The sequence below is a fragment of the Dyadobacter sp. CY347 genome (assembly GCF_021502655.1).
Lineage (GTDB): Bacteria > Bacteroidota > Bacteroidia > Cytophagales > Spirosomataceae > Dyadobacter.
This window is the reverse complement of sequence record NZ_JAKFFT010000002.1, coordinates 1,648,245-1,657,383: the sequence shown is the minus strand read 5'-3', so window position 1 is coordinate 1,657,383 and position 9,139 is coordinate 1,648,245. Positions and strand designations below refer to the sequence as shown.

The 9,139-nt window shown below is 43.8% G+C and carries 5 protein-coding genes; 3 read left to right on the top strand and 2 right to left on the bottom strand.

From position 1 onward, the window contains the following. On the bottom strand, window positions 1-866 hold an 866-nt coding region (locus tag L0659_RS07830; protein WP_235125222.1), incomplete at its 3' end, for a chemotaxis protein CheB. A 69-nt stretch (window positions 867-935) separates the two neighbouring features. Continuing rightward, window positions 936-4,121 carry a CheR family methyltransferase gene (locus L0659_RS07825; RefSeq protein ID WP_235125221.1) on the bottom strand — a complete coding sequence of 1,062 codons (3,186 nt, stop codon included), beginning with the start codon at window positions 4,119-4,121 and terminating at the stop codon, window positions 936-938. A gap of 224 nt (window positions 4,122-4,345) precedes the next feature. On the opposite strand from L0659_RS07825, the gene L0659_RS07820 reads away from it, so the two are divergent. The 3 genes from L0659_RS07820 (at window position 4,346) to L0659_RS07815 (ending at window position 8,614) form a co-directional block, all read left to right on the top strand. Continuing rightward, window positions 4,346-4,768, top strand: a complete 423-nt coding sequence (locus tag L0659_RS07820) for a response regulator (RefSeq protein WP_235125220.1) — start codon at window positions 4,346-4,348, stop codon at window positions 4,766-4,768. Window positions 4,769-5,226: 458 nt separating this feature from the next. Next, complete coding sequence (locus L0659_RS26505; protein WP_409018833.1) at window positions 5,227-5,469, top strand: Pr6Pr family membrane protein; 243 nt, start codon at window positions 5,227-5,229, stop codon at window positions 5,467-5,469. A 787-nt stretch (window positions 5,470-6,256) separates the two neighbouring features. Beyond that, the gene (locus L0659_RS07815; protein WP_235125218.1) at window positions 6,257-8,614 is read left to right on the top strand and encodes a GEVED domain-containing protein; all 2,358 of its coding nucleotides are present in this window, start codon (window positions 6,257-6,259) and stop codon (window positions 8,612-8,614) included. The last annotated feature ends 525 nt before the right edge of the window (window positions 8,615-9,139 follow it).

The window sequence follows — 9,139 nt, the reverse complement described above, 5'->3', positions numbered from 1 at the left end:
CTTTCTTCAAACATCCGAAGGGCTGTCCACATCGTCTCTTCGATCTTTAAGGTCTGCTCGGCGATCAAGGCTTGCGCAGTATAGGCATGACCTGTGTGACAGCGGTAGCGTGTCAAGGGGCCTTTGTCCACTTTCCATAGCACGCCACCACAGCCCGGGCAATTGAAAGGCACCTGGTCGCCTAGTGAATTGACGGCTGGCAAATCGCTAAGTACGCGTTTGGCAATTTTTGCTTCGGTCAAAATGTCTTTGGGGACTGGCCGGCTTTTTTCCAGTTTTGCTGCCAGGAGCTGATACAGCAAATCTCCCATTTCCAAGAGGGGCAAACAAAAATCAACTTCTGCCTGCTTTAAAGCATTGGCAGGCATATCTGGGTATTCTGCATCTGTCGGGTCTTGAACTATGCAGGTCCCGCCGCACCGCTTGATAGCAATCATTCCGGCTGTTCCATCATCCAAATAACCCGTCAATAGGATCCCAATCACGCTGCTGCCAAAAACAACAGCCGCTGAGCGGAACAATGGATCAATCGCCGGCCGGGAGCGGTTTTCCTGCGCTCCCTTAGTAACAAGGATCTTTTGGTCATCACCGATCATCAAATGGTGATCAGAAGGAGCCAGGTATAAATGCCCGTCTTTTAGGCTATCGCCATTTACAGCATGCTCACAGAGAATATTAGTTTGCTTGTTAAGCACGTCCAAAAGAACGCTACCCGTCGCATCAGCTGAAATATGCTGTACAACCAGTATGGGCGCTGGAAAATTTTCTTGCAACTGGTTTATCAATGTTTTCAGTGCATTGAGGCCACCGGCCGACGTGCCGATGACTACAACTTTTCCGGATGGAGAGTATTTGTTTTTTGACATTAGGAATTGGATTATGAGCGTGGACGATCGGGGTGAATCATTTGACAGGCAGCGGTTACTAACTATCTGTCATTGCAGTCCGGCGACCGGAAAATAGATCACGAATTTGCTTCCCATACCGGGCTTGCTTTCAACCCGGATACTACCGCCAGCAGCGTCGATCATCTTCTTTGCCAAATAAAGCCCAATCCCCTGCCCTTCATGATCCGTTTGAAGCCTATGGTACTTATGAAAGATCTTGTCAATGTCATTTTCGGCCATCCCACTCCCATTATCCTGGATAGTCAGCACAGTGAATTCGCCTACCGTAGCAGTTTGGATGGTGATAACAGGTGTATGTTCTGATCGGTACTTGATCGCATTTGATACCAGGTTGAACAAGATGCTTCGCAAATTCTTTTTAGAAAAGAGTATTTGACCTACTTTCAAATCGCTTGTGATTACCGCTCCGGTCTGCTTGATCTTGTCGCCCAGGCTCCACAGGATGTTCTCCAAGATTTCGTTCAGCTCTACCATCTCAGTCAAAATGGCTTCGTCTTCAATCCTGGCTATTATGCCGATGTCCCTGACCAAGGCCCCGAACTTTTTGACTGAATTGCCAATAATGTCTAAAATTGGTTTTAGCTCTTCGTCGTCTGCCCGCATTTCATTCAATACCCCAATACTTACACCTATATTACTGAGCGGTCCTAGCAAGTCATGAGATGCCGTATGTACAAAATTGTCCAGGTCGCCGTTGATGCGGGTCAGGATCTCATTCTTTTTGTCCAGTTGGTGTTGTATCTCTTTCAGGCCGGTAATGTCATTGAAAGTAATAATCGCGCCGGTCCTTTTATTGCTAACCTGCTGGATATAGGCCATCGTCATGACCTGGTACCACTTGCCGTCATTGGCCTGGATTTCCCGGGTAATGGAATATCCGTTGTCCAGGACATGGTTGATATCATCAGAAAGTGTTTCAAACCTGAAATTCGTCGAAATATTACCGATAGGCCGCCCTATGTCGCTTTCCAGCAAGTTGATGTGCCTGACCGTCCCTGGGGAAAACCGCAGTAAGCGAAGCTCCGAGCTGATAAAGAGCTGCCCATTGATATTGCTTTTGAAGTAATTGTTCAGATCATCATTCAGCTCCAATAGCTCCCGAATCTTTAACTGGTAATCTGCATTGATCGTATGTAGCTCTTCGTTAATGGACTGCATTTCCTCATTGGTGCTTTGCATCTCCTCATTGGCTGAGAGCAGCTCCTCATTAAAGGACTGCATATTCTCATTAAGTGCAAACAGTTTTTCGTTAGCGGCGGCCAGTTGCTCCTTCTGGTCTTTGCTTTCTTGCTCTAAAAACCTGGTATAATCGTCCAGATAAAGCTTCTCGTCAAACTGCATTGCGCCTAATAGATGGTCAGGATTTTCATCCTCGCTTAACTGGACCACTAAAAATCCGTTAAGCCGACCTTTGTAGGCCATTGGGCTGACCGACAGGTTTACTTTTATTGTCTGCTGGCCTTGCTGGACTATTACTCCTGCGACCACTGCTCTTTTTTGGGTTTCGCTAACCTTTTTACAGGCTGTCTTGTAGGCAATATTTAAGGGGCCAGGTAGAAGCTCGGTCAGGTCCGATATCAAAATCTTTTGGGTGAGGAACCTATCGGTAGGGCCATAAGATTTAAGCACCTTGTTGTTTTCATCAACACAAATAAGCAGGCGCTGCTCTTCATTCAGGACCGTTTCATGGATTGCCCCATCCAGGGTGCGGTCGGGGATTTTAATTGTTTCCGGCTGAGAAGCCCCTATGCTGGGCGGTTTGTGGTATGTATATTCGGGCAGGGTAAACGTCTCAAAGTTCACGGATGGGATAGCATCCAGTTTCTTATAGATCTTTGCATTTTTATCAATGACTTTCACGCTCTTCAATATCGGCGAGGGGTTCTCACTTGACCCCAAAAACAAGTATCCCTCGGGTTTTAGCCCAAAGAGGAGCATATGATAGATTTTTTGTTGCAAGATCGGGGTCATGTAAATCAGCAGGTTGCGGCAGCTGATCAGATGCATATTGCAGTAGGGCGGGTTTTTCACCAAATCATGCCTGGAAAAAATAACCATTTTACGTAAAGCAACAGTTACCTTGTAATCTTCACCTTCCTGTACAAAGTACTTGTCCAGGTAAGATTGGGGCATTTTGGATACTACGGCAGCAGTGTAAACGCCTTTGCCAGCATGGGCCAGGGCAGCATTGTCAATATCGGTAGCAAAGATTTTTACATCATGGTCTTGGACCTTTTCGCCCAAAAGCTCCCGCACCAGGATAGCCATCGAGTATGCTTCTTCGCCTGTCGCGCAACCAGCTACCCATACCCTGATCTCCTGTCGAGTGGAAAGACCTTTAATTATAGAAGACAGCACCCGTTTTTTCAGCGAATCAAATGCTTCGGCGTCCCTGAAAAAAGCAGTTACGCTGATCAGGAAATCTTTGGCAAGCGCTTCTATTTCATCAGGGGAGGCTTTGGCAAATTCGAGGTAATTTTCCAGGTTTTCAAAGTTGTTATAAGCCGCCCTTCGTTTGATCCGGCGCAAAATCGTAGACTGCTTGTATTCTGAGAAATCCAGTGGCAGCTGCTGGCTGATGAGCTCGATCAAACCCGCCATATTCTCCCCATCAGAGATGCTAGTGGCCAGTAAATCAATTTCCCGCTTGACATATTCCTCGATTGCGCCAGGCATCGCCTCGGGCTCCACAATGAAATCCACCATTCCAGTGGCTATGGCATTGGAGGGCATGCTGTTAAATTCTGTGGTTTCCGGGTTTCGGGCAATTATCATCCCGCCTGCTTTTTTAATTGCTTTCACGCCATCGGTGCCATCAGAGCCCAGGCCAGACAGGATGACGCCAATCGCTTTGGGGCCGCACTCGGCAGCAAGGGAAGATAAGAAAGTATTAATGGTCATATGCGGGCCACGCACGTTGGTTTTATCACTTAAATGTAAATGTCCCCTTTTAATGGTCATAAATTTATCCCCGGGGATTACGTAAACAAAGTTAGACGCAATGCCCGTCCCTTCTACCGCCTGCACCATCGTCAACTTGCTGTACCGAGACAAAACTTCTGCCAGCCTGCTTTCATAATCAGCGGATAAATGCTGGACTACAATGTAGGCAACACCATCTAGGGGTGTATTCTCAAAAAAAGAAATCAGCTCATCAAGGCCTCCGGCTGACGCGCCTATGGCAACGATGTGATTTGGTTCGATTGAACTCATTCAGATGTTAAGGTTAGGTGCAGGATGCTCGCGATAAGTGCCACATCATCAAATAATTATTGCTTTAAGGTACACAAAGTTATTGGAGGTGGCACAATGTTTTCCCGTTATGCAACCAGGCGTTAACTAATTACCTGCCTGTTTGAATGTAATTTTATGTTTAATTAACTTAAATTGGCAAGCTGCGTAACTATGTATTTAACCTACACTAAACTTATTATCAAATGGATAAAAATGGCCCAATTATCATTATAGAAGATGACCCTGACGACAAATTCGTATTGGAGGAAGTTTTCGGTGAATTAGGGTATTCTAATCAAAGGATGTATTTCGCGGATGGCCAGTCGGCATTGGATTATCTTTATACCAGCAAAGACCTGCCTTTCATTATTATTTCAGATATTAACCTGCCACAGTTAAATGGATTGGAGCTTAGAAGAAAGGTCCAAACTGATGCAGAACTAAGCCTTAAGTGCATTCCCTACGTTTACTTTACCACAGCGATCAATCAGCAGGTCGTTATTGACGCATATAGCACATCTGCACAAGGCTTTTTTGTTAAACCAGGCGAATACGATGAAATTAAGGCAACAATTAAAGTGATGATTGACTATTGGAAAAGGTGCGCGGCTCCGAATAACTTTTAACTGTTGAATTGCATGTAAATCGTCGTCTTGTGCCATAGGACATGGAATTTAGACAAAGCTTGACCAGATTGTTATGAATGGAAAAAAGGTTCTTCTCATATTGATTGCCGTTACGGAATGGCTTGCATTGCCTGCTCAATTTATCTTACACATGCAGAGTTCAACGGTAAACCCTTTGGAAGCTGTCATGCGATACTTTGGATATTTTACTATTTTGACAAATCTGATTGTTTGCTCATATGCATCTGCTCAGTTGTTTGGCAAAAATAGAGGTGTATCAAATTTCTTTTTTAAGCCATCTGTCGAAACAGGAATTTACGCTACACATAGTCGTCGTAGGCTTACTTTACAACATTATCCTACGAAACTTATGGGAGTCCACCGGGCTGCAAGCAGTTCTTCATGATCTGCTTCACACAGCCAGCCCGCTGCTCATGTTAATACTTTGATGGCGTTACATCAATGCAAAGCTCGTTTCTTTACGTGATATCCCGACATGGCTATTACTCCCGGCAGCATATACAATAATCACTTTGTTTCGAGGCTACTTTGTTTCCTGGTACCCATATCCCTTCTTTGATTTAAACAAGTATGGTATTGGCCAGATTGCCCTTAATTCGTTAATGTTGCTTATTGTGTTTTCCATATTCGCAGCAACTTTGGTGCTATTAGGAAACAGAAAGGCTTTGCCTTCCCGCTAATAGGCAGAATTAGCGTTAAATTTTTTGTTTATTAAATTGGGGGGATATAAGTCACTTCAATGCCAACTTATCTGGCGCATCAGCTTCTCCAAACCACAATTGGAATAGCATGCTCTCATTGTACGTCCTAAAATGCTGGCAGGCTTTGTTCTATGTTACGTTAGTAAACATAAATCTGTTATTCAGACAAATCTGTCACCTCACAAAAATTGTGTTTGTTCACATACTTATGACCGTTTGGATATGGACGCTTGGAGCAGAAATAAATTACAATTTAAGGTGTCCCGCCTCAGTTAGAATGAACAATAAAATGCCTCACAGGGACTTACGGCAGGCTTTTTTACGGAAACTCAAAATTTCATTTAAACGCCGGTTTGAATGAACCCGGCTGTGCATAAAGAGATTGGGATGATTGTAGATTGTGTAAAAATCCGTTCGTTTTGTTACATACCTGACAGGCGCCCAGAGTCAGATCTCCGATATTAACTCCAGGACTCTTTTGCACGAAACATTCAGAATTAAATACACTTGATATAGCGGCAAATATTCAGGACGGGTCAGGGGTCTCAGAGTAGGGAAAACCGCGGTATTTGAGCGGTATTTAGCAACTTGCCTAACAACCAAATAGCAAGTATTTGCTATTGCGCAATGTGTATAGTTTAGTGTCTTTTGCATGTTAAATAACTGCATTTAGTCTAACAATACCAATTGGAAACAAACGGAAACTGACTATTCTAAGACCCTGCCTGATGGGACAATTTCCACACAAGACCTTAACTTCATTCGGATGAAAACCAAAAAATTCTACTTTACTTTACTTTTGTTTCTTTTGTGTCTGGCTCGCAGTCCCATTATTCATGCACAATATTGCAGTTCTGCGGCCGAAAAACCGGAAGCAGCAGATATCTCTAATGTGACAGTTGGGACACTAAACAATTCAACCAGCTATTTTCAAACAGGCGGACCCGGATCTGTAGCAGGTAGTTATGGCGACTTTACAACCGTGGTGAATGCGCCTGTGTTTAATCATTTAGCCCAGATTCCATTTTCAATAACCTCTGGCGCAACCGACTCTTATTTCCATACCGCTATCTGGATAGACTATAACCAAAATGGCACCTTTGAAAGCCCGGATGAATTTATAACTCAGCAGGGAGGTTTTCAAAATGCAACTTTTAGTGCTTCTTTTACAATCCCAATCACCGCACTGACAGGGTTTACCAGAATGCGGATCGTTATGAACACTGGCGAAGCTCCACTAAATTCCGCTTGCAAAAATTACGAAAATGGGGAAACAGAAGATTATCTGGTCAATATCCTACCACCTCCTGCATGTACCGGCAGTCCGGTACAAACCACCACAATAGCTACTCAAAACCCTGTTTGCCCCGAGGTTAGTTTTACCTTTTCGCTCAGTCCTGCAATAAATACCTCTAATAACACCTATCAATGGTATAATAATGCCGGTCCGATTGTAGGTGCCACCAATGAAACCTACACTGCAACAATCACAGGCGCTGACAATTTTTATTGCGATGTGACTTGTCCGAGCGGCGAAAACACAACCAGATCTACACCCGTTGCTGTCAACGAAACTTACCTTTATTGCCCATGCACGTCTGCTGCGGATGATGCGTATGGATGGGAAATATTCAATGTAACGATTGCTGATTTAAATAATTCCTCCGATTGTAATCAAACAGGCGGCCTGGGCTCTATACAAAATAGATATTCTGATTACAGTACCTTGGTAGCTGCTCCCAACCTTGTAATATCAAACACTATTCCAATTTCTATTCGAGTGGCCCTTTGTGACGCTTTTGGTCTCAGCGCAGCATCTGTTTGGGTTGATTTCAACCACAATGGAAGTTTCGATGCGCCAGAAGAAAGGGTGTATTTCTCACCAAATAACATTGGCTTAGACTATACTTTGACGGGTTCTATTGCTATTCCGGAAACTGCCCTGCCAGGTTTAACGCGCATGAGAGTCATATCCGGCTACGGGGATGTATTAGATTCTGCTTGCGGATCGTATATCTCTGGTGAAACGGAAGATTACTTTGTGAACATCGTTGCTCCCGATTGCAGCGGTAATGTCTCTCTGCCAACAGCTGCAACAACAAATACTCAAAATGTAGCCGCTACGTCTCTCGTAGCTAATGGTTGTGAATACATAGCCAAAGTAGTGCCTACCAGCGGTTTTACGGATGCTACAATTAAAAGCTGGCTTGAAACAACCCCGCCTTTTAAATATGTTCCGCGGCATTATGAGATTACACCAAGCACCAACGCGAACACAGCAACCGGCACAGTGACCTTATACTTCTCACAGGCCGATTTCAATGCGTATAACGCTACGATTACTGCTGGCTTTTTACCGACTGGCCCGGATGACGTCTCAGGGATCGCTAACTTCCAGATTATTAAATTTTCCGGCACCAGTCCGACAGGCTTAAACTATCCCGGGCCGCCTTCCTCTATCCCAACCGGGGTAAATTCATGGAATGTAGGAGATTATACTTTTGTATGGAATTCTATCAATTTTATCTGGGAAGTCACATTCCCTGTATCAGGATTCAGCGGCTTTATAGCGAAATCAACGGAACAACCTTTACCCGTTACATTGATTTCTTTCACAGGCAAACCCTTAGAGAAAAGCAATGAGCTTACATGGAAGACCAGTTCGGAAGTAAATTTCAGCCATTTCGAAATTCAAAGGAGCGCCAATGCAAAAACCTTTGAGACGATAGGTGAGCTGGCATCGGATGCACAACGGATTTATACGTTCCTTGATCCAAATGCAGCCGATGGAAAAATATATTATCGCCTAAAAATGATAGATCTGGATACCAAATATGCCTATTCAAAGATCATAGCACTGGGAAGCGATACCAAGAAATCCATGGTCGGCAATTTCTATCCTAACCCCAGTATTGGCAAAGTTTATATTGAGATTAATTCCCTGACAAAAAGCATGTGGAATATCACCCATTATGGTGCAACAGGGAGAGTACTATCGCATAAAAGTAAGATTCTACAGGCCGGGTTCAACATCATTACGATTGACACGCTATTGCCTGGCTTGAACCTTTTGAAATTTGACAATGGAAGTTTTTCTGAAACCAGGAAAGTGGTAAAACAGTAATTTTTTGCACTAATATCCCTGCTATCACAGCAGTCAAAGAAGCCACGAAATCCCAATCCCTAAGGGACAAGGTACAGAATAAGACGTAATATTTTTGATGCTGGTTTACGTTCTGGTGGGCCAGCACGGAATTACACAGAAAATGAAGGTAGGTACCTCGCAAGAACCACAGTAGCTTCAGAAAAGTTGGTAGCTATGCTACGGAAATCAGTTGACAGAGTTGCCCTGGTATTTCTTGACACGTTCAAATCGCTGATAGTAACGGTTCAGCATCTGATAAATTACGGGAATGACTAATTCTAAGTTTTCAGGCTTCATGTTCTTCCTATTTACAGCCAGGCCTACGTGATTCAAATATCTGTTTCACGCTTAATTTGAAGCAGGGAACAAGTTGTAAAGACATTTGATGATACGGATATGCGGCGATTTTAAAATTTAACCCCAAATTAAGGTGCATCCACTTTATTTTGCGAACTGAATATTATGGTTTATTCACTTGAAAGCCAGGATTCACGTAATCATCTA

Excerpts from the sequence above, each read along its gene's own strand:
- L0659_RS07825 (WP_235125221.1), bottom strand. The coding sequence starts at position 4,121 with ATGAGTTCAATCGAACCAAATCACATCGTTGCCATAGGCGCGTCAGCC.
- L0659_RS07820 (WP_235125220.1), top strand. The coding sequence starts at position 4,346 with ATGGATAAAAATGGCCCAATTATCATTATAGAAGATGACCCTGACGAC.
- L0659_RS07815 (WP_235125218.1), top strand. The coding sequence starts at position 6,257 with ATGAAAACCAAAAAATTCTACTTTACTTTACTTTTGTTTCTTTTGTGT.